Annotated in this window: 22 protein-coding genes, 1 pseudogene and 1 riboswitch; of the genes and pseudogenes, 12 read left to right on the top strand and 11 right to left on the bottom strand. The window is 35.2% G+C overall.

Annotated elements, in window-relative coordinates; all coding sequences use genetic code 11:
• Positions 1 to 14 precede the first annotated feature (14 nt).
• Positions 15 to 1,271: an ABC transporter permease gene (locus GMD78_RS13500; protein ID WP_196493822.1), complete on the bottom strand. Its 1,257-nt coding sequence runs from the start codon at positions 1,269 to 1,271 to the stop codon at positions 15 to 17.
• 179 nt (positions 1,272 to 1,450) lie between these two features.
• Here GMD78_RS13500 and GMD78_RS13495 point away from each other — a divergent pair, with 179 nt between their 5' ends.
• The 5 genes from GMD78_RS13495 (at position 1,451) to GMD78_RS13475 (ending at position 5,338) form a co-directional block, all read left to right on the top strand.
• Positions 1,451 to 2,182, top strand: coding sequence for an ABC transporter ATP-binding protein (locus GMD78_RS13495; RefSeq protein ID WP_155669336.1), 732 nt, complete (start codon positions 1,451 to 1,453; stop codon positions 2,180 to 2,182).
• Positions 2,179 to 2,943 (top strand): ABC transporter permease, encoded by a 765-nt coding sequence (locus GMD78_RS13490; RefSeq protein ID WP_155669335.1) that lies wholly within the window; start codon positions 2,179 to 2,181, stop codon positions 2,941 to 2,943. Before GMD78_RS13495 ends, GMD78_RS13490 begins: the two co-directional genes overlap by 4 nt.
• A gap of 167 nt (positions 2,944 to 3,110) precedes the next feature.
• On the top strand, positions 3,111 to 4,046 hold the full coding sequence (locus tag GMD78_RS13485; protein WP_155669334.1) for an aldo/keto reductase: 936 nt from the start codon (positions 3,111 to 3,113) through the stop codon (positions 4,044 to 4,046).
• 250 nt (positions 4,047 to 4,296) lie between these two features.
• On the top strand, positions 4,297 to 4,734 hold the full coding sequence (locus GMD78_RS13480; protein ID WP_155669333.1) for a MarR family winged helix-turn-helix transcriptional regulator: 438 nt from the start codon (positions 4,297 to 4,299) through the stop codon (positions 4,732 to 4,734).
• Between the two features lies 1 nt (position 4,735).
• The gene (locus GMD78_RS13475) at positions 4,736 to 5,338 is read left to right on the top strand and encodes an alpha/beta hydrolase (RefSeq protein ID WP_155669332.1); all 603 of its coding nucleotides are present in this window, start codon (positions 4,736 to 4,738) and stop codon (positions 5,336 to 5,338) included.
• A gap of 43 nt (positions 5,339 to 5,381) precedes the next feature.
• Here GMD78_RS13475 and GMD78_RS13470 read toward each other — a convergent pair whose 3' ends face one another.
• Together GMD78_RS13470 and GMD78_RS13465 are read right to left on the bottom strand one after the other, a co-directional pair.
• Positions 5,382 to 6,335 (bottom strand): calcium/sodium antiporter, encoded by a 954-nt coding sequence (locus GMD78_RS13470; protein ID WP_155669331.1) that lies wholly within the window; start codon positions 6,333 to 6,335, stop codon positions 5,382 to 5,384.
• Between the two features lie 203 nt (positions 6,336 to 6,538).
• Positions 6,539 to 7,378, bottom strand: coding sequence for a VOC family protein (locus GMD78_RS13465; RefSeq protein ID WP_155669330.1), 840 nt, complete (start codon positions 7,376 to 7,378; stop codon positions 6,539 to 6,541).
• 256 nt (positions 7,379 to 7,634) lie between these two features.
• A riboswitch (PreQ1 riboswitch) is annotated at positions 7,635 to 7,679 on the top strand.
• 6 nt (positions 7,680 to 7,685) lie between these two features.
• Between GMD78_RS13465 and GMD78_RS13460 the strand changes: the two genes are divergently transcribed.
• On the top strand, positions 7,686 to 8,171 hold the full coding sequence (locus GMD78_RS13460) for a QueT transporter family protein (protein WP_155669329.1): 486 nt from the start codon (positions 7,686 to 7,688) through the stop codon (positions 8,169 to 8,171).
• Positions 8,172 to 8,260: 89 nt separating this feature from the next.
• Entirely contained in the window at positions 8,261 to 9,025 is a 765-nt protein-coding gene (locus tag GMD78_RS13455; protein WP_155669328.1) for a DUF3891 family protein, read from the top strand.
• A 91-nt stretch (positions 9,026 to 9,116) separates the two neighbouring features.
• Here the strand turns inward: GMD78_RS13455 and GMD78_RS13450 are convergent, their stop codons facing one another.
• The 7 genes from GMD78_RS13450 to GMD78_RS13420 form a co-directional block, all read right to left on the bottom strand.
• On the bottom strand, positions 9,117 to 9,710 hold the full coding sequence (locus GMD78_RS13450) for a lysophospholipid acyltransferase family protein (protein ID WP_155669327.1): 594 nt from the start codon (positions 9,708 to 9,710) through the stop codon (positions 9,117 to 9,119).
• Between the two features lie 116 nt (positions 9,711 to 9,826).
• On the bottom strand, positions 9,827 to 10,921 hold the full coding sequence (locus GMD78_RS13445; protein ID WP_155669326.1) for a mechanosensitive ion channel family protein: 1,095 nt from the start codon (positions 10,919 to 10,921) through the stop codon (positions 9,827 to 9,829).
• Between the two features lie 59 nt (positions 10,922 to 10,980).
• On the bottom strand, positions 10,981 to 11,424 hold the full coding sequence (aac(6'), locus tag GMD78_RS13440; protein WP_155669325.1) for an aminoglycoside 6'-N-acetyltransferase: 444 nt from the start codon (positions 11,422 to 11,424) through the stop codon (positions 10,981 to 10,983).
• Positions 11,425 to 11,480: 56 nt separating this feature from the next.
• A complete protein-coding gene (locus GMD78_RS13435) occupies positions 11,481 to 11,663 on the bottom strand; it encodes a hypothetical protein (protein WP_155669324.1) in 183 nt (60 codons plus the stop codon).
• A 67-nt stretch (positions 11,664 to 11,730) separates the two neighbouring features.
• A complete protein-coding gene (locus GMD78_RS13430; protein WP_155669323.1) occupies positions 11,731 to 11,904 on the bottom strand; it encodes a hypothetical protein in 174 nt (57 codons plus the stop codon).
• A gap of 146 nt (positions 11,905 to 12,050) precedes the next feature.
• Complete coding sequence (locus GMD78_RS13425) at positions 12,051 to 12,539, bottom strand: NUDIX hydrolase (RefSeq protein WP_155669322.1); 489 nt, start codon at positions 12,537 to 12,539, stop codon at positions 12,051 to 12,053.
• Entirely contained in the window at positions 12,539 to 13,399 is an 861-nt protein-coding gene (locus tag GMD78_RS13420) for a DUF2268 domain-containing putative Zn-dependent protease (protein ID WP_155669321.1), read from the bottom strand. Before GMD78_RS13420 ends, GMD78_RS13425 begins: the two co-directional genes overlap by 1 nt.
• A 152-nt stretch (positions 13,400 to 13,551) precedes the next feature.
• On the opposite strand from GMD78_RS13420, the gene GMD78_RS13415 reads away from it, so the two are divergent.
• Positions 13,552 to 15,174, top strand: a complete 1,623-nt coding sequence (locus GMD78_RS13415; RefSeq protein WP_343042316.1) for a catalase — start codon at positions 13,552 to 13,554, stop codon at positions 15,172 to 15,174.
• Positions 15,175 to 15,333: 159 nt separating this feature from the next.
• Positions 15,334 to 15,996, top strand: coding sequence for a GntR family transcriptional regulator (locus GMD78_RS13410; RefSeq protein WP_155669320.1), 663 nt, complete (start codon positions 15,334 to 15,336; stop codon positions 15,994 to 15,996).
• A gap of 39 nt (positions 15,997 to 16,035) precedes the next feature.
• Here the strand turns inward: GMD78_RS13410 and brnQ are convergent, their stop codons facing one another.
• Positions 16,036 to 17,394, bottom strand: coding sequence for a branched-chain amino acid transport system II carrier protein (brnQ, locus tag GMD78_RS13405; protein WP_155669319.1), 1,359 nt, complete (start codon positions 17,392 to 17,394; stop codon positions 16,036 to 16,038).
• Between the two features lie 298 nt (positions 17,395 to 17,692).
• On the opposite strand from brnQ, the gene GMD78_RS21620 reads away from it, so the two are divergent.
• The 3 genes and pseudogenes from GMD78_RS21620 to GMD78_RS13395 all read left to right on the top strand — a co-directional run bounded on the left by GMD78_RS21620 (position 17,693) and on the right by GMD78_RS13395 (position 19,208).
• Entirely contained in the window at positions 17,693 to 17,989 is a 297-nt protein-coding gene (locus GMD78_RS21620) for a hypothetical protein (protein WP_246187663.1), read from the top strand.
• A gap of 33 nt (positions 17,990 to 18,022) precedes the next feature.
• Positions 18,023 to 18,760: pseudogene (locus tag GMD78_RS13400) on the top strand (tyrosine-type recombinase/integrase); the annotation flags it as partial.
• A 4-nt stretch (positions 18,761 to 18,764) separates the two neighbouring features.
• On the top strand, positions 18,765 to 19,208 hold the full coding sequence (locus GMD78_RS13395; protein WP_155669318.1) for a DUF6262 family protein: 444 nt from the start codon (positions 18,765 to 18,767) through the stop codon (positions 19,206 to 19,208).
• Positions 19,209 to 20,063: the final 855 nt, after the last annotated feature.

Genomic DNA, 20,063 nt, shown 5'->3' with positions numbered 1-20,063 from the left:
TATTACTTCATATATCAGTTGCTATATTTAGACTGCACAACGAAAATAACAAACGTCATAAATAAAACACCTAAGCTAACTACCCCAAATGAAATCATCCCATTAGCAAATGAAAACGTAAAATCCTCCAAGGTGACCGCCAATTCATTCGTAATTACCTCTCCCACAGAAAAATAATGAAATGGGATGTACGGTGCAAAACTAGACAGTACAGACTCCTTACTCCAAGTGATTCCAATAATTATCGTAGCAAGTGTTAACCCAAGCGCAATCAACGTCTTCTTGGTAATAACCGAAAACAGAAATAATATAGAATAACAGAATAATAGAATCATGAAGAACAACCCAAATGATTGAAGTAAGTATGTACCTAAATTCATATAGGTAAAGGTACGTTCTTCTCCATAAATTAGTACTGGGTAATCCCAATCCCCTAAACGGTCAAAAATAACACCAAGCATGATAGAAAGAATTGCAGTAATTAATAATGTCATGAAAGATACAATAATAACCGTCATAAATTTGCTAACTAAAATCTTCTGTCGATGTATAGGCTGTGTTTTTAAGAGGTGAATCGGCCCATTTCTCCCTAGCCCTTCTTTTGTAACAACATCTGCAAACAAGAAAAGAAATAATATAGCCCCGATTAAGCTAAAAAGCATCTGGAACACGGATTTAAGAAAATGAACTCCTGCAGAAGAGTACTTAATGCTATTTTCTTTTACTATTTCCTCTCCGATAGGGTCATCAAACACTTCATCATAAGCCGTCTTCCAAGCAAACTCTTCGATACGTAGTACTGGAGTTATTTCCCTATCCCTGATCCACTTATATTGTGCTAAAAGAGTTTCTTTACTAAAAAAAGTCGGCCAAGTGTAGACATTTTGATACGGGTCATTTCTTAGCATTTCTACTCCCGGCTCGTATTGTTCAATTTCTAGTTCCATAATTGTCGTCCAATCTTCTTCTTCGTATGCTTGCAACAATTTGCTATCTCTTTCTTGAAACCTTTCCCATGTTTCAATAGATTGTTCCGTCTCACGGTCACTTTCACCCTCATTAGATTCAAGTACGTCATATAACTCCTGAAGATGCTGTTCCTGCGTAAACATCATACTCTCTAGATTTATAATCAGATCATCTGCTCGAACTGTATTAATGTAAACATAAGTGAAATACGTTAATATAAAAAGTAAAAATCCAATCATCATGATTCGAAAAAAAGTAGATTTACATATCTTTATAATTTCAAATTGTATTAGCCTTAACATGTTATCACCCCCATTAAAATGGACTATATGTATAATATTGTAAATCATTAGTTTAAAAATTAAAACTATTTTTGCAATAAGAGGGATAATAATAATTAAAATAGCTATGTTAAAATGATGAAGAATTTAAAATCATTTAAATGGAACAGTAATGATAGAGAGTTAAGGATGTGACATTCATGGATACGACCACCAAACCTGCAGTTGAATTTAGGAATGTGAATTATTCCGCTGATGAACTACATATTTTAAAAAACATTACAGGTACATTTCCAGAAGGTAAAATCACTACTCTTGTTGGTCCTTCTGGTGCGGGAAAATCAACATTGTTCAAGCTTTGTAATGGATTGAGATCACCACAATCTGGTGACATCTTGATAAAAAATAAATCAATAAATGATTACGACCCTGTGGAACTACGCAGAAATGTAGGAATCGCCCTCCAAAGTGCTACCATGATTAAAGGTAGTGTTTTAGAAAACCTGGAGCTCCCACTAGCATTACAAAGCAAAAGCATTGATCATGATTTCGCCGAAGAGCTACTACACGATGTTGGATTACAAGGAGATTTTTTACATCGCAATGCAAAAGATTTATCGGGTGGTCAGCGACAAAAACTATCCATTGCCCGAACACTAGTCAATCGACCGAAGATTTTACTACTAGATGAAATTACCTCTTCACTTGACCGAGTTTCACAGCATGATATTGAGGAATTAATTGAAAAAATTAATGAAAAATACGGGACAACAATGATTTGGATAACACATAATTTAAAACAAGCGTTAGATATTGGCCACTATACATGGGTAATGATGAATGGAGAAGTGATAGAAACTGGGGAAAGTTCCATATTACATTCACCTAAAAATGAACGGGTACAACAATTTGTAAAGGGGGAATTGGAATGAGCTATCTAACTTTATCCATTACTCTCGTATTTGTTTTAATCCCCCTCGTTTTATCTAAAACCCTCAACTTGGGGTTGGAGAAAGATACAATTATCGCTACGGTAAGATCGATTATCCAATTGCTTGCAGTCGGATATGTATTGCAATATGTATTTGATGCGGAGCATTTTATTTTTATCACCTTGATGATTCTGCTAATGATTGGAGCTGCTACACAAAATGCCCGTAGAAAAGGGGCTTCCATAAAAGGGATTACATGGAAATTAATCGTAACATTCATCTTTATTGAAGTATTAACTCAAGGAATATTGCTAGGACTAAATATTACTCCACCAACTGCTCAATACATTATTCCCATTAGTGGAATGGTAATTGGTAATTCCATGGTTCTTGGAATATTGTTTTTAAATCGATTTACATCAGAAATAGAAACTCATCAAGATGAGACAGAGCTAATTCTTTCGCTAGGTGGGACACCAAAGCAAGCAATTCATAATCAGTTGATTGCGTCCATCAAGGCGAGTACCATCCCAACAATTGAAAGTCAAAAAACCATTGGATTAGTACAGCTTCCTGGAATGATGAGTGGACAAATCATTGCTGGAGCTGACCCAGTTCAGGCTGTACAATTTCAATTGCTCATTTTATTTTTACTTTTGACTACAGCTGTAGTCACTAGTATTATGCTTGGATTTTTGTCGTACCCAACATTATTCAATGAACGGATGCAGTTTTTGAAGTTAAAAGATGGAGAAAGCTAAGAACACATGAAGTTAATGTGTGCTTTTTAACATAAGTTGGTTTGTTGAATTGTTTCTTATCAACGATTTTTACCGTCGCATCCTCATTACGTCAAACCAGTTATTTGTTTTGCTCCCTCCGATCAATTAATATTTTATATAACAGATTAGTTTTAAGGAGGATTAACATGACCCAAAAAGTACAAATTGGTAATACAGATCTTTATGTTAACCCAATTGGTCTCGGCGCCAACGCTGTCGGAGGACATAATCTTTACCCTAATACAGATGATCTTGCCGGTAAAGAACTAGTTAAAGCATCCATTAATGCCGGGCTGGACTATATCGATACTGCATTCAGCTATGGGATTGGAAGATCAGAAGAGTTAGTTGGTAAAGCAATAAAAGAAATTGGAAAACGCCATGATGTTGTAATCGCTACTAAAGGAGCACAGAAATTTATTAATGATGAAAAAATCATTGATAATTCTCCAAAGTTTTTACAGCAAACGGTTGAAGAAAGTCTTAGCCGTCTACAAACTGATTATATTGATTTATTTTATATCCATTATCCAGACGAAAAGACTCCAAAATATGAGGCAATTGGTACCCTAAAGGAATTAAAAGATGCTGGTAAAATTAGAGCGATCGGTGTTTCTAATTTCTCACTTGATCAATTAAAAGAAGCCAACCGGGATGGGTATGTCGATGTTATTCAAGGGCATTATAACTTACTACATCGTGATGCGGAAAAAGACTATTTCCCATATACACTAGCTCACAATATTTCATTTGTTCCGTATTTCCCATTTGCTTCTGGCTTGCTCGCTGGAACGTACACAAAACACACAACATTTAACGATTTCCGCGCCAACATGCCTCATCTAAAAGGAGAAGCATTTGAACGAAACCTTGCTAAAGTGGAGAAACTACGAGAAATTGCATATGCTAAACAAGCAGAAGTTGCCCATGTTGTATTAGCGTGGTACTTAACACAAGCGGCAATAGATACTGTTATACCAGGAGCGAAAAAACCCGAACAAGTTTTCAACAATCTAAAAGCGTTAGATATTCAGCTGACAGAAAAAGAAATACAGGAGATTGGTAAAATTTTCACCTATTAATTAGATAGCCTGCGATTGTTGGCAGGCTATCATTAAAAAGCAATAAGGAGAGCAAAGAAACATAAGCAAAATGCTGAAATTCGACAAAATTTCGCTGAAAAACGATTACAATCCACTGATTTACCCAACTGATAAGAGAAAAATCTACATAACCCCCTCCCATTTGACATATCAACCAAACAACGTTAAAATTATACTTAATTAATAATACTTTAATTCAAAATAAATCATGTTAACTGAGGTGCGTATTATGAGCGAAAACTTATCATTAAAGGCCTTCGTCGTGTTAATGAAAGCATCTAAATCAATACAAGAAAAAGTGAAAAAAGACATTAGCGACCACGGCATGAAGACATCAGACTTCGCTGTACTGGAAGCTTTGTATCATAAAGGAAGACAAACCGTTAGAGAAATATCCCAGGCCGTCCTTATCAATACCGGTTCCATCACCTATGTTATTGATAAATTAGAAACAAAAGGCTATCTCGAGCGAAGCAACTGTCAAGAAGATCGTCGAGTAGTTTATATACAAATTACCGATCAAGGGAAACAACTAATGGATGAAATTTTTCCGAAGCATCAAAAGGTTATTGATCAACTATTTGCAGATGTTACAGATGAAGAAAAAGTGAACTTAATTGATATCCTGAAACGAGCAGGAAAACAGTCAGACACAGGAGGACAATAACATGAAGCATATCTTTCAAAAAGGAAATGACCAAGATAAACCAACATTATTATTACTACACGGAACCGGTGGTACGGAACAAGACCTGCTTCCACTTGCTGAAAAAATTGACTCCGATGCAAATGTACTAAGCGTACGTGGGAATATTCTTGAGAATGGCATGCCTCGCTTTTTCAAACGCCTAGCAGAAGGTGTCTTTGATGAAGAGGATTTAATTTTTCGAACAAAAGAATTAAATGAATTCCTGAATGAAGCAGCAGAGAAATATGAATTTGACCGCAATAATATCATTGCCATTGGCTATTCGAATGGAGCGAATATTGCTTCTAGCTTAATGTTCCATTATAAAGATGCTTTAAGAGCAGCTATTCTTCATCATCCAATGGTACCAAGAAGAGGTATAGACCTACCAGACCTTACTGGTAAACATGTATTTATTGCAGCTGGTACAAACGATCCGATCTGTCCTGCACAAGAATCAGAGGATCTAAAATCACTACTAGAAAATGCAGGAGCAAGAGTTGTTCTTCATTGGGAAAGCATGGGGCATCAATTAACATATAATGAGGTAGAAACTGCTGGAAAATGGTATAAGAGCTTGTAGTAAAGGACCCCCGTTCATTGAACCAATTGAACGGGGGTCTTTTTTAATTCCTGATAATAACATAGATTAGGTAACCAATATACGAAAGCACAAGGATAAGTCCTTCTGATTTTCCAACCTTATATTTTGTCCTCGAGAAAATTAGCAATAATACAGTCAAGATAATCATTGCTTTTATATCAAAGAATACCTTTGTATTAACAGGTAATGGAGTAATGACGGATGTAATTCCTAATACAAAAAGGATATTAAAAATATTACTTCCAACAATATTTCCAAGGGCAATTTCACTTTCTTTTTTGAGAGCTGCCATTACAGAAGTCACTAACTCTGGAAGCGATGTACCCACTGCAATAATCGTTAACCCAACTAATGTTTCACTCATTCCCCACGAGTAAGCGATTTTGGTTCCGTTATCTACAACTAATTCTCCACCTATTACAATTCCCGCCAGTCCAAGTAATGAAAAAAATATACTTTTCCCCCACTTTATGTTTTCAGGAATTGTTTCAACTGTAGAACTCTTTCTGCTTTTCATGGCTACCTCAAAAACATAATACATAAAAATAACTAAGAACAATAATAGTATGAACCCATCAGCACGTGTAATTAAATTGGTATTGAAGCCTTGTAACGCAAGATCACTTATTACAACTAATAACGCCACACTAGCTAATAATGTAAAAGGGATTTCCTTACGAATGGTTTCATTTTCTACCTTTAATGGGTAGATCATTGCCGCTATACCGACTACAAGGGTTAAATTAAATATATTACTCCCAATTATGTTACCTAACGAAACCTCTGCTGTACCTTCTACAGCAGCAATAATACTCACTGTTGCCTCCGGGGAACTAGTACCCAACGACACAATCGTTAAACCAATGAGTATAGTCGGTATACGGAGTAATCGGGCAATATTCGATGAGCCATCAACAAATAGATCTGCTCCTTTAATTAATAATGCAAATCCGATAATCAATAATAAATATGCCATAGATTCCTTCCTTTTTAGACAACTTTGCTTAACTACTACCCTACATGAACACGTAGATAACTACTTTCTTTAATGTGTTACCAATTCCAATTCATCATGCACGTCACACAATAGTATTACGTAACCAAGCCAAAAAAGTTGCGTATAAAATTTTTATATACTAAAAAGAGGTGTCAAATTCCAGTTTCGACAACCCCTTCCATCTAAATCACGAGTCTAATTACATTTCCTGATGGATCTTTCACCTCAAAGTTTTTGGTTACCTTAGAACCAATTTCACCTAATCGATCCACTGCTTTGTTTCTCGATTCCTCATCTGGGAAAACGAGAGCAAACCAATTAAGACCTACACTATTTTTAGCAGGGGCTTTGGCACCAACTCCATTCCACACATTCAACCCAATGTGATGGTGATAACCACCAGTAGAAGCAAATAATGCACCAGAATATCTTGTAACGATATCAAAGCCCAAACCATTCACAAAAAATTTCTCTGTTTCTTCTAAATCAGAAACATGTAAATGAATATGCCCCATTATCGTTTCTTTTGGCATACTACCCCATTCTTTATTACTCTCAGCCACTAGGCTATCTCCATCTAATGGTTCAGTTGCCATAGCCACCTGGCCATCTGTCCAACTCCATTCAGCTGAAGGACGATCTCGGTATACTTCAATACCATTTCCATCCGGATCATTAAAATATAGAGCTTCACTTACATAATGATCAGAAGCACCTAATTGAACACCAGCCCGTATGATATGTTTTACAAAAGAAGAAAGATCTGCACGTGATGGTAAGAGAATAGCAAAATGATAGAGACCTGTTGTTCTTGGTTGCTTAGGTGTAACATCAATTGGCTGCTCTAATGATAATAATGGTGTTTTACCATCTGCTGTAAGAACAGCACTAGAATCAGATTGTTCTAATACCGTAAACCCTAAAATGTTTTGATAAAAATGAAGGGCTTTTTTTAAGTTAGTGACATTTATATTTACTTCTCCAACATAAACAGTTGGTTTCTGAAAAAACTTCTTCTCCATGAAATGATCTCCCTTTAATAATTTTATATAAATTACTTTTTAAAAGAAAGTTACTTTATGTAACTATTGTAATTTCTTTCATTATATCTGTCAACTTAACTTCATGAGTAACAAACACATCCTATGGAAACCTTAAGATAAAATAGCACAATGAGACATAGTTAACGTGAGAAAACAATATATTATTTCGAACACTATTTCTTATGCTTACCAGCTCAAGTCATTTTTACGTTATACTAGACATGGCTTCAGTAGAAAGCACGTGGTTCGAAACCATCCCACGTTAAAAAACTAAGGAGAGATTTAAATGAAAAATAGAACATTAGTAGTCAATGCTTTAATCGCAGCGTTATATATTGCGGTATCTGCACTTATTGTGCCTTTTGGATTCACAAATATCCAATTTCGTATTTCTGAAGTATTTAATCATTTAATTGTTTTTAATAAGAAGTACTTCTTTGGAATCGTGCTAGGTGTATTTTTGTATAACGTCATGTTTTCCCCACTTGGGTGGTATGATATGGTATTTGGAGTTGCGCACTCTGCCATTTCATTAGGAATCATTATTTTACTAGCAAGATATATAAAAAATGTGTTAATACTGTTAATTGCAAACACAGTTGTATTTACATTTAATATGTTTATTATTGCGTTTGAACTTAATCTTGCACTTGGTTTACCATTCTTTCTTACATGGCTAACTACAGCTGCTGGTGAACTAGCAGTTTTAGCTGTTGGAATTCCAATTATGTATGCTTTAAATAAACGTGTACAGTTTGGTAAACTAATATAATATGATACTTATTGAAGCCAAAACTTCACGATCTGCACCATTAAACAAGCAAATCGTGAAGTTTTTATCTTTATAAAGGGGTGCTTTTCATGATTGTAAGAGAACGAAAAGATGATTTCATAATGATCGAACAGCATAATCACGCACAAATCTCTGGGGACATCATGTCCAATTGGCAGGACTCCTTATACATTGGGGAATCACTTCGGAAATCAGTTGATTATGCTATTTACATGCATGACTATGGATGGAAGGAATTTGATAAACAACCTTTTTGGAATGATCAAACACAAACACCATACACATTTTCCGACTTCCCAACTTACCCTAAGATTGTATTATATAAGCACGGAATTAATGAGGTCGAAAAAGAAGACCCCTATGCTGCACTATTATGTAGTGAACATTACACTAGATTTTTGCTTAATCATACCTCAGTAGAAGCACAAACCTTTATAAGAGAAGAAAAAACTCGCCAAAAAGCAATTTGGGACCATATAAAAAACATAGATAATCGTCTATTCAACTTTCATTATGGATTACTTCAATTAGGAGACAATTTATCATTATACCTATGCCTTAATGAACCATGTACAATAAAAGAAAATGAACATCCCTTTTTTAGTAAAGGTATTCCTCTCGCTTCAGCTTTAATAGGATTTCAACAGCCAACACTAGATATAAAATGGAAAGATCAAGATACCATACAAATTCATGAATTTCCCTTTAAGCATCCATTTCTAGTTACTATTAAACAAAAAACTGTAAGCAAAGAAGCAATTCATCAAAAAGGTCTAATTGAAGCATATGAATACACACCATTTGAAGAGGTGTCCATTAAAATTCAATCATAGTAGCTTGGCTTTTACTCATCCATTAAAAGGCTAAGCTACACTTGCAGATAATTATATTCTGGAATGTAAAAAATCACCGTTACGGTGATTTTTAATTTCCTTTTATCTTCTCTTGTAAATCAATAAACTCTTTGTTCAGTTTATTCATCATTGTTTCCATTCCCTCTCTTTTAGACTCGTCTTCTGGAAGAAGGATCGGCTCTCCATAGATTAATTTTGGTTTAACACGTTTAAACAAATCACTAAAATTATTCGGACCCACATATGCTGCAGGGATGATCGGCACATTAGAGTTGGCAGCAATCGTAACTGCCCCTTTTTTTAATGGCACCTCTTCACTCGTACGAGTTCCACTCGGGAAAATTCCAACAACTTTCCCTTCCTTTAATAATTTTCGTGGAATTTTAATCGTACTCGGCCCTGGATTTTCACGATCAACTGGAAAGGCATGTAAGCTATTCATCAACCATTTCAAGAAACCCGATTGAAATAACTCTTTCTTTGCCATATAATGTATTTTCGTAGGTAGAGTGGCAACCCCTAACCATAATATATCTACCCAACCAGTATGCGTACAGGCTATAACATACCCCCCTGATTTAGGAAGGTTTTCTTTTTGGTACACTTTTATTCGTCCAAATAAACTTAATAATATCTTCAATACATTGGCTGCAAATATATACATCATTGTATCTCCTTTATTTAAAACTCTTTATTTATATTTTACCACAAACTATTAATACCTAGTACTAAACTTTGAGGAAAAAGAAGAAAAGCCAACAGCCTTTCTTCCAAAGATCATTATGATTCTTGGTTCATCATTTTTCCGCCATGTTCATCAGTATTTGAATCTACAAAAAGACGTCTACTTGGAATTGCGATTGAGACACCTTCTCTTTCAATAATATCTAATATTTTCAGATTGATATCTTCACGAATATTTAAAAATTCTCCCCATACCGTAGTATTTGTAAAAAAGTATAAGAATACATCCAACCCATTTTCCTTATATTGGTCTAGATTAACAAAAATCGTTTCCTGGTGAACACCTGGATGACTATGAAGTAGCTCCTTAATTTGATGCACTACATTTTCAATTTTATGTCGAGGCGTATCATATGTTATACGAATATTGAAGGTTATTTGGCGCTTCCCCATCTTACTCCAGTTGGTAATCGATTCATTTGCTAATGTAGAATTAGGTACCGTTACTAAGGCATCAGCAAACGTCCTAACTCTAGTACTCCGAAAGGTAATGTCCTCAACCGTTCCTTCGACACTAGGGGTCATGATCCAATCACCAATAGTAAATGGTTTTTCCGTAATAATGATAACTCCACCAAACATATTAGCTAGAGCATCTTTTGCGGCTAGTGAGAAAGCCAATCCACCTAGACCTAATCCAGCAACAAGTCCATCGATTTGATAACCGAACTGCTGTAAAATCACACTAAGACTAATAGCCAAAACGATAAATTGCACTGTTCTTGAAAGTAACGGAATAAGTATTTCATCTATTTGGATATTTGTTTTTTCATTTATCTTTTCAAAAATTTGCGAAGAAGATGATGCTAATTGGAATAATCCCCATGTTACTAGAATGATCATGATAACCTTAAAAGCATTTAAAAAAGCAGCATTATCAATATCAAAATAAGGATAATACGTTATCGCAAAAAACACACCAAGGATAATAAAGATCCATTGCATTGGTTTTTCAAAGGCTTGTAATATATAGGATAAAATCGTAATTCTTGTTTTCTTGAAAAAACGCATTAAAATTGCAAAAATATACTTTGTAAATAGCTTCCTAAACACTAAAAAAAGCAGAAAGATACCTACTGCAATTCCAAGATCCACTAAGTGGACATATGAAAAAATAAATTCCCAATTCATATGTTCTACCTCCTGACTAGGATATATCATACCATATCTACGCACAATATGAACAATCTCTAATCTAGATCTTGAATAAAGGTAATCAGTCTCCCTGCTTCTTTAAAACCAATCGATTTATGTAATTTATAGCTTACTTTATTATCAAATTCTATATCCGAACCAACCTGTTTACATTCCTTCTCAATAAACCACTTCTTGGCTACATCGAATAACTTTTTGGAAATCCCCTTCCTCCTAAACGCTGGTTTTACATATATTCCTTCAATATATCCAGTTGGTGAGCTGGTTGATCCTTCCACATAATCTGTACGAATGGACACGTACATAAAAGCAACCGCCTTATCCTTTTCATAATAAAGGAGGACATGATTTTTATCAGATTCCATACACTCCATAAATTCTTTCCTTAGTTCGTTATAATCATGTCCTGACCATAAATCCATTGCTAAGTTAGTTACTTCATCAACTTGATTCCTGGTTGCTGCCATAATTTCCGCCATTATTTCTCCTCTTCCTATGTATAGAGCCTTAAAATACGATGGAAGGCCCTATAAGATTAACCTACTTTACGAATTCGAAATGACTGTATAGATTGATTATTTTTATTTTGCTTAAGCTTACGATCTTCTTTTTTCATACGTTTGGTTTTTGAATATGTTTCCTTTTCATACGTCATTTTCTTCAATTGTTCCAATTTCGCTTTTACAAGACTTTTTCGGATCTCATAATCATAATACATAATAATTCCTCCTTTTTAAACTCAACAAATCCATTTTATTCACAACCGTAAAATTTGTTCATCACAATTAACCAATTTTTCTAGCGTTAAAGAAAGGGATTCGATTGCCTTTTTTTCTTTTTATCTTGTTTTGCTTTTTCTGTTTTTCTTTTGCAATAAACTCATTCTCCCGTATCACTTGTTTAACTTCTTCTCTCTTCCTATCCACCATACTTTTATATACTTCTAATTCATAACTCATGTTATTTCCTCCTTCATTTTGTAACTTACAATACTTATCATACTGTCCAGTTCCCTTTTTGGCTTCGGCTTATCGGCTGAACTTTGCACACAAAAAAACCCTACTTCCACTGTAGGGTTTCTAAGTCCAAGGTCCGATAACCAAGCCTAGATGGTAGATTCTTTTAATTGATAAAAGTGATGTAATGTGGGTACGATCATCTTTTCTTTTAACATAGAATTATATGTATCTTCATTAACCCATTTGGCATCAATCACTTCATCTTCTTGAAATGTTAGATCTTCGATAGTAGCATTAGAACGAAATAGCCAAACATCCAAATGATGCGTTTGCCGCAATTGACTATATAGCAATTTCCCAATTTTAGCATCTAGGGTTAAGCCTATTTCTTCCTGGGTCTCCCTCAAAGCTCCTTGTAAACTTGTTTCACCTGTTAGAACAGAACCACCAGTGCATTCCCAAAGTCCACCGTATGATTTATGAGGATGGCGTTTCGATAATAGAACATCACCATTATCATTTTCAACCCAAACATGAACAACTAAATGATATAATTCTTCTGGTAGGGGTACACCTCTAACATGTGTTTTACCCGTCTTGTTTCGTTTGCTATCGTATAAGTCCCAAACTTCCATTAGTGTACAGCTCCATTCCTATACTGTTTAAACCAATTATCAACTAGGTTAAAATACTGTTCATCTTTCCATAACAGTACCGTATTTATTTCCCCAAATTTATGAATAAAATCTTGGAACATACAATCAGCTATAAAATAGGCTAATCGAGTATAACCAAATCGCATACCTCCATTGATCGAAAACCATTCTTTAAAGATATCTCCAGATGTCTTTTTAACATTGTCTATATCATCGAAAAAGGAACGAATAATTTCCACTTTATGATTGTTCGCATAGTCAAACCATTCCTCTCCTTTTAGATCATAGGAAAAATAGATTGATGGATGTAAATCTGGAACGATTTCTTTTGAAAAATGTGTTGCTGCTCCCTCCTGTAACAACCAAATATAAGGATGTTCCCAGTGCATGTTTTTCCAATTTAAATGGTGTTGATCCGTTATGATGTTATGTGTTGCATGTCCAAATTCATGAGCAATAATCACCTTCAACGGATCCTTTTCAAACGTTAATCGCTCCATAGCAAATGTAATATTGGGGATGATTTGTCGATGTGTATATGCATTTGAACCATACGCACCAACAATCAGATTCACGTCAATAGGAAATGTTACTCCGTACTTTTTACCGTATACATGCACCACTTTCTCGATCAATTCACTTATTTGATAATGAACCCTCTGTATCGAGTCAACATCTTCTTCATAACGAGTCAAAGCTTTTAACAGCTTCTCATCTTTATTTTTGCAGTGATATGTAAAATAAACATCAAATATATCAGGATATTTAGCATAATATTCCTGCAATCGTTCTTTTGAAGGTTGTATTGGAAAATCTGGATACGTATCAATTATTTGCAAGCTAGGTCCCCCTTCCCGCCTCATAATAAAATTCGCCATTTCTCATATAAACTCCTACCAAAAATCAGATTATTTTTGGTATTAATGGGAAACTTATGGATAGTAATTTAGAAATTACTTCATTAATTTTCTTTAAGAAAGGAATGTAAAGAGTGACAGATAATCAATCAAATAACCCCGAAACAAATATTGAAAATGATGATACGTTAACGACTAGACAAGGACATCCGGTCACGAACAACCAAAATATAAGAACAGTTGGAAATCGCGGACCTGCAACACTAGAGAACTATGATTTTATTGAGAAAATCAGTCATTTTGATCGGGAAAAAGTTCCAGAACGAATTGTTCATGCACGTGGTGCTGGTGCACATGGTTATTTTGAAACATATGGAACGGTCGGAGATGAACCTGTTTCTAAATATACAAGAGCAAAAGTATTTCAGGAAAAAGGAAAGCAAACTCCTGTATTCGTTCGCTTCTCTACCGTAGTACATGGGAATCACTCTCCAGAAACTGTACGAGACCCACGCGGATTCGCTGTTAAATTTTACACAGAAGATGGAAATTGGGACTTAGTAGGGAATAACTTAAAAATCTTTTTTATCAGAGATGCAATGAAATTCCCTGATATGATTCACGCATTTCGACCAGATCCGGTAACAAACGTCCAGAACCCTGAACGATTCTTTGACTTTTGTGCAAATTCTCCGGAATCCTTCCACATGGTAACATTTGTTTATTCACCTTGGGGAATTCCTGCTAACTATCGTATGATGCAAGGATCTGGTGTTAATACGTACAAATGGGTTAATAGTGAAGGAAAAGCTGTATTAGTTAAGTATCACTGGGAACCTAAACAAGGAATTAAAAACTTAACCGTTAAAGAAGCTGAAGAAATCCAAGGGAAAAACTTTAACCACGCTACACAAGATTTATATGAGGCAATTGAACGTGGTGAATATCCAGAGTGGGAGCTTTTTGTTCAAATTATGGAGGATGAACCACATCCCGAATTAGATTTTGATCCATTAGACGATACAAAGCTCTGGCCTGAGGATCAATTCCCATGGTTACCGGTTGGGAAAATGGTATTAAATAAAAACCCAGAAAACTATCATACGGAAGTAGAGCAAGCTGCCTTTGGAACAGGTGTATTAGTTGATGGTTTGGATTTTTCAGATGATAAAATGTTACAAGGTAGAACTTTCTCCTATTCTGACACTCAGCGTTACCGTGTAGGTGCAAATTACTTACAAGTTCCGATAAATGCTGCCAAAAAGCGTGTTGCAACGAATCAGGAAGGTGGCCAGTTACGATATGAAAATGATAAAGCACCTGGTCAAAATCCACATATAAATTATGAACCGTCTATCCTTGGTGGGTTAAAGGAAGCTGAACAAGTTGGGAAAGAACATACTCCTCATGTTGAAGGTAATCTCGTTCGTGAATCCATTGATCGTCAAAGTAATACAAAGCAGGCTGGTGAAACATACCGCAGATTTGAACAATGGGAAAAAGACGAACTTATTAATAACCTCGTAAACGACCTTGCAATATGTGATAAACGACTACAGGATAAAATGATTGCACTTGCTGAAGAAGCAGATGAAGAATATGGTCGTCGTTTACGCGAAGGTTTAGAACAGAAGAGCAAAGAAATGGGTAATATGAAAATGGAAGCCGGAGAAGAAATGCACCCTCTTGGAGCGAAAGATGCACATAAAGCTGTTAAAGATGCGATTGAAAAGGGACATAATGCAGACCCATATTAATTTTACTCTTATACGGTGTTGCCAAGCTTTGGCACACCGTATTTATATGAAGTAAAGTTCCTAAGTATTAATGAGTTCGTACCCATTTTTATCGTTTTATTGTATACTGTTACTTATAGTAAAGTTTATAATTTGAGGCATTGAGAAAGGGTGAATCTAATGCCTATTCCTACGGATCATTCGAAACCTATTCGAAAAACAGCTAAAGAGAACGCATACAATCAACTATTACATTGGATTATCGATGGAACGTTACATCCTTTAGAAAAACTGAATGACACAGAGCTTGCACAGGCATTAGGTGTCAGCAGAACTCCAATACGAGAATCTCTGCAGTTACTTGAATCTCAAGGCTTTGTAAAAATGTACCCTGGTAAGGCTACCCAAGTTACTGAAGTAGAGAAGGAATCGATGAAAGATCTACTTCCACCATTAGCAGTACTTCAAGCCTTATCTACAGAACTCGCAATTAACCATTTAACACCTGATATACTCACTAAGCTGTCAACTACTAATGAGGATTTTCGTGAAGCACTCTTAGCTCAAGATTATCGTACTGCGTTAACTATTGACGAGCAGTTTCACCAATTTATCGTAGACACTTCTAACAATAAATACATCCATGATGTCATAGAAAAACTACAAGCACACGTTAGAAGATTATTTTTTCATCATTCTCTCATTCTTACAATCGAATCCTATGATGAACATAACCAGATCATTGAATTAATGGAAGCTAAAGATATTGAACAGGCTTCCGTTTTGATGAAACAAAACTGGCTTCGTATTATGCATGAATTTGATTTTTACGCTGCACATTAAAAAAGTCGGTATTCTACTAAAAAAGAATACCGACTTTTATTATGCTTCAACGGGTTCTGAAGCTCTAATTATTCTAGTATAAATACCTGTAACGATTATCACGATGATTACTGGCACAAGCCATCCTAGGCCATCACTATAGAAAGGAAGTGTTTCTTCATAGAACGTAACAATTGGTTGTAGCCATCCGTAACCCTCTATTCCAAGTGAGTTATATAACGTTTTAGCCCCATCAACAATACTAATTAAAAACGTCACTGCGATCGTTGATACATATACAATGCGTGCATGATGGAATAATGGTGATAAAAATGTTAATAACATTAATACAATAGCTAGTGGATATAGAAACATTAATACTGGTATGGAATACGTAATAATATTAGAAAGTCCAAAGTTAGCAAACACAAATGTAATAGTTGTGAAGAACGTAACCAGCGTTTTATAGCTAAATTTAGGAAATAATTTGTTAAAGTATTCACCACAGGCTGTCATTAATCCAATATTAGTTGTTAAACATGCCAAGATGAAAACAATGGATAATAAAATCGATCCAAAGGTACCGAAATAGTATTCTGCGGCACCACTTAGAACTGCACCACCGGTATCAAGTATTCCAAAAGCTTCCGTGCTAACTGCTCCTAAATATGCTATTGCTGCATATAGTGCCCCAAGAAGTATTGTCGCAATTAATCCAGTCTTAACTGTTGCAGCCATAATACCTTTCTTAGTCGTCACACCCATGGAGCGAATAGCGTTAATGACAATGATACCAAACACAAGTGACGCTAACGCATCCATTGTATTATATCCCTCTAAAAACCCCGCTGTAAAAGCTCCACTTTGATACGTTTCTACTGGGGATTGGATCATTCCGATTGGGTTCAAAATAGCCGTAAATAATAATATAACTAATAATACTACAATTCCTGGTGCTAATACTTTACCGACATTCTCTACAATCTTCGCTGGGTTCAATGATAGCCACAGGGATACCGCGAAAAAAATGACCGTAAACATAAACAAGGCAATTTGCGATGATCCTTCACCAAGGTATGGTGCAATCCCAACATCAAATGCTACCGCTCCAGTTCTAGGAGCTGCAAAAAATGGACCTATTGTTAGATATAACAATGATGTGAAAAGTATTGCATAAACAGAATTCACCCTACTTGCAAGCTCCTGTAGATTTTTGCTACCCGAATATCCCATTGCCAGGATTCCAAGAAGTGGTAAGCCAACTCCTGTAATTAAAAACCCTATCACCGCTGGGCAAAGATGTGTACCCGAAGCTTGTCCAAGCTGTGCAGGAAAAATTAAGTTACCAGCTCCAAAAAATAATGCAAATAACATAAAACCAATAACTACGTATGTTGAAAATGATAGTTTCTCCTTCATGGAATCCTCCTCTTAGCTGTTCATTCTAAAAAAATTATTTTCAATATGCAATATGCAATATATCGGAGAAATTCATCATACTACCTTAAATAGAAAAATGCAATATATTACGACAAAATTTTTAGATTTTTTAGACTGTACCATATGAAGAATTACCAACGTAATGTGTTTTGACTTCCTATACATTGCTTTTCCATTAAAAAAAGGCAAGGAAAAAATAATGCATTTCCTTTGCCTCTTTATTTAATGATGATGTCCCATTTTAGAGACCGTCCACTGATTATACGTAGTGTGTGAAATGGATAAACCCCAAGATAATAAATATTTTGTACATAAGGTTAATAAAGGTAGTTTAAATGTAAACTTTTTTAGGCAAAAGGAGGAGAAATCAAGAAATACAAAAAGATTAGCAACTGTGATTACACTACAACTTGGATTGAGAATAAGCGAAATAATAACGATTGAAACCGGATGCTTAGATGAAATTGGTGGAGAAACAATGATTGATTGTAGTACAGGGAAACTACATTCTGAACGCATTGAGGTCCTAAAGCCAGCGAATGAACTTGTTATTGAGGCTATTAACAAACTTTAGGAGTATTCAAAACCATTAAGGGAAGAGTCTGGATTATCCTATTTGTTTTTAAATAGGAAAAAAAATGAAAAAGGTTATCCAGTTGCACTTGTCAACCATCCTAATTGGAATAAGAATTTTTTAAGACCTTGGCTTAGAGAACATAAATTATTTGATTCAAATGATAAATTAATAGATTTTACATCTCATACGCTTAGACATGCATTTGCCACCTATGCTTTAAAAGGTGGAGCCTCAATAGAAGTAATTTCCGGAATTATGAATCATAAAACAATACGTGGAACACAGCATTATACTCATCCAATTCAAGAAGAGGTAAAGAGACGCTTTAATGAAGTTCTAAATGAAGATGCTATATTATCTGGTAAAAAGGCACTCCAAATTAAAGATAAATTAAAGGAGAATAACCCGTTTAAGGGCAAAACGGTTGATCAGGTGGATAAACTTCGTAGAGCTATGAAAATCCAAGTTTTATCACATGGTTTGTGCCTACACCATCCAATGCGTAATGAACCCTGTGCTGGTGATGGAGTTTGTTTGGGGTGTCGAAACTTTTTAACAACACCTGAATTTCTTAATGTGCATAAAGGACGGTTGGAAAGAGTGCGAAATGAATTGTCAAAAACTCCAAATGAAGGCCCGTATGAAAGCAAATTAAGAAAGATAGAGAATTACTTAGTGGATATTATAGCAGATCTCGAAAAGCAAATGAGTTATTCTGGGGAAAAGGATAATGCAGAATATAAAGACCCTGCTATAATTGGGGGTTAATATAATGACAATTGATAAACAACAGGAGATGCTTAATAGAATAGATCAAGCTATTTCCAATCTTAGACGTGGAAAAAAGAAACTATCAATCTCTAAAATTGCAGAAAAGGCTGGAATAGCAAGAAAGACTATATACAACCGTCCAGAAATTAAACAACGTTGTGACCAAGCCATACTCATTCAAGATGAGCAAAGTAAAGCAGAACAAGAGGTTGCAGCCAGTTCGGTTCCCCAAGTTGAAAATAGGCCACTAACTGGTAGGAAACTTTTAGAAGAACGATATAGAAAGTCAAGGGAAGACCTAAAATTAGAACGTGAAAAAAATGCAAAGTTGTTAGAGAATAATAGGGAGCTTGTGTTAGAAAAAGCCGAATTAAAGAACAGAATTCAGATGTTACAACAGCAAATGGAAAGGCTTAAAGCTCAAAAGGTAAAACCTTTAAAATAAATAGATTCACATAAATCAAGGGAAGTTAGCATATTTGTAGACCATTGAATAGTCTACTAAAATTAGGACCAGATGAAGAAGATAAAATGAGGATACTGTCGATTAAGTAATGGTCGGGACATTCAGATCCATACCAACAACAAAGGAAAAAGAAAATGGTGGAATCTTCTAATAAAGCGACATGGAGGAACTGCCATTTTCTTTTCAAAATTAAGGAGTCTGAAATATACTATGATGTGTTAAACTAAATATAAATCGAGAGTAGGGATAACCCTAAGTCGCCAAACTTGTTCTGTTCTGTTATCCTTATCTGTCGTTCTTAGCATCTTTTAAGAGAATTGCTAAGACAACCAATCCCCAGATGCTTAGAGCAACTTCCATCTTTTCACCTCCTGTTATATGGCTTGTCTTAATTATACATCAATAAAGATGTTCAAGTGAACGTTCCAATGAGTTTAATAATGTATCTATAGCCTGTTTCTCATAATTTCTAAAAGTACTGCGGACGGATGAGCCAGTGTTGAGTTTGAGCCACTATATTCGGGCAATTGATCTGTGAGTGCTGCGTGGGCCACCAGTAAAGTGTTTCTTTACAATTAGACAATTAAAATATGCTTATTTTATATTGCCAATAAAAAATCAAGCAAAATATTGCTTGATTCAGGCTGTCGAAAAACCCTCGCCAGCCTGTTTTTTATTTAGAATACTTTAACAATTCACCGCGTAATTTTGTTATAATATAAGTAACAATATAAGGCGGTGGTAACTGTGTTTCATACTAGAAATAATACTCAAAATGAAGTGGAATTTGTAAGTATAGAAGACTTAGTACCCCAAGATCATTTACTTCGTAAG

This window comes from Ornithinibacillus caprae (assembly GCF_009728145.1).
Classification (GTDB): domain Bacteria; phylum Bacillota; class Bacilli; order Bacillales; family Amphibacillaceae; genus Ornithinibacillus; species Ornithinibacillus caprae.
This window is presented reverse-complemented; position numbering and strand designations above follow the sequence as displayed.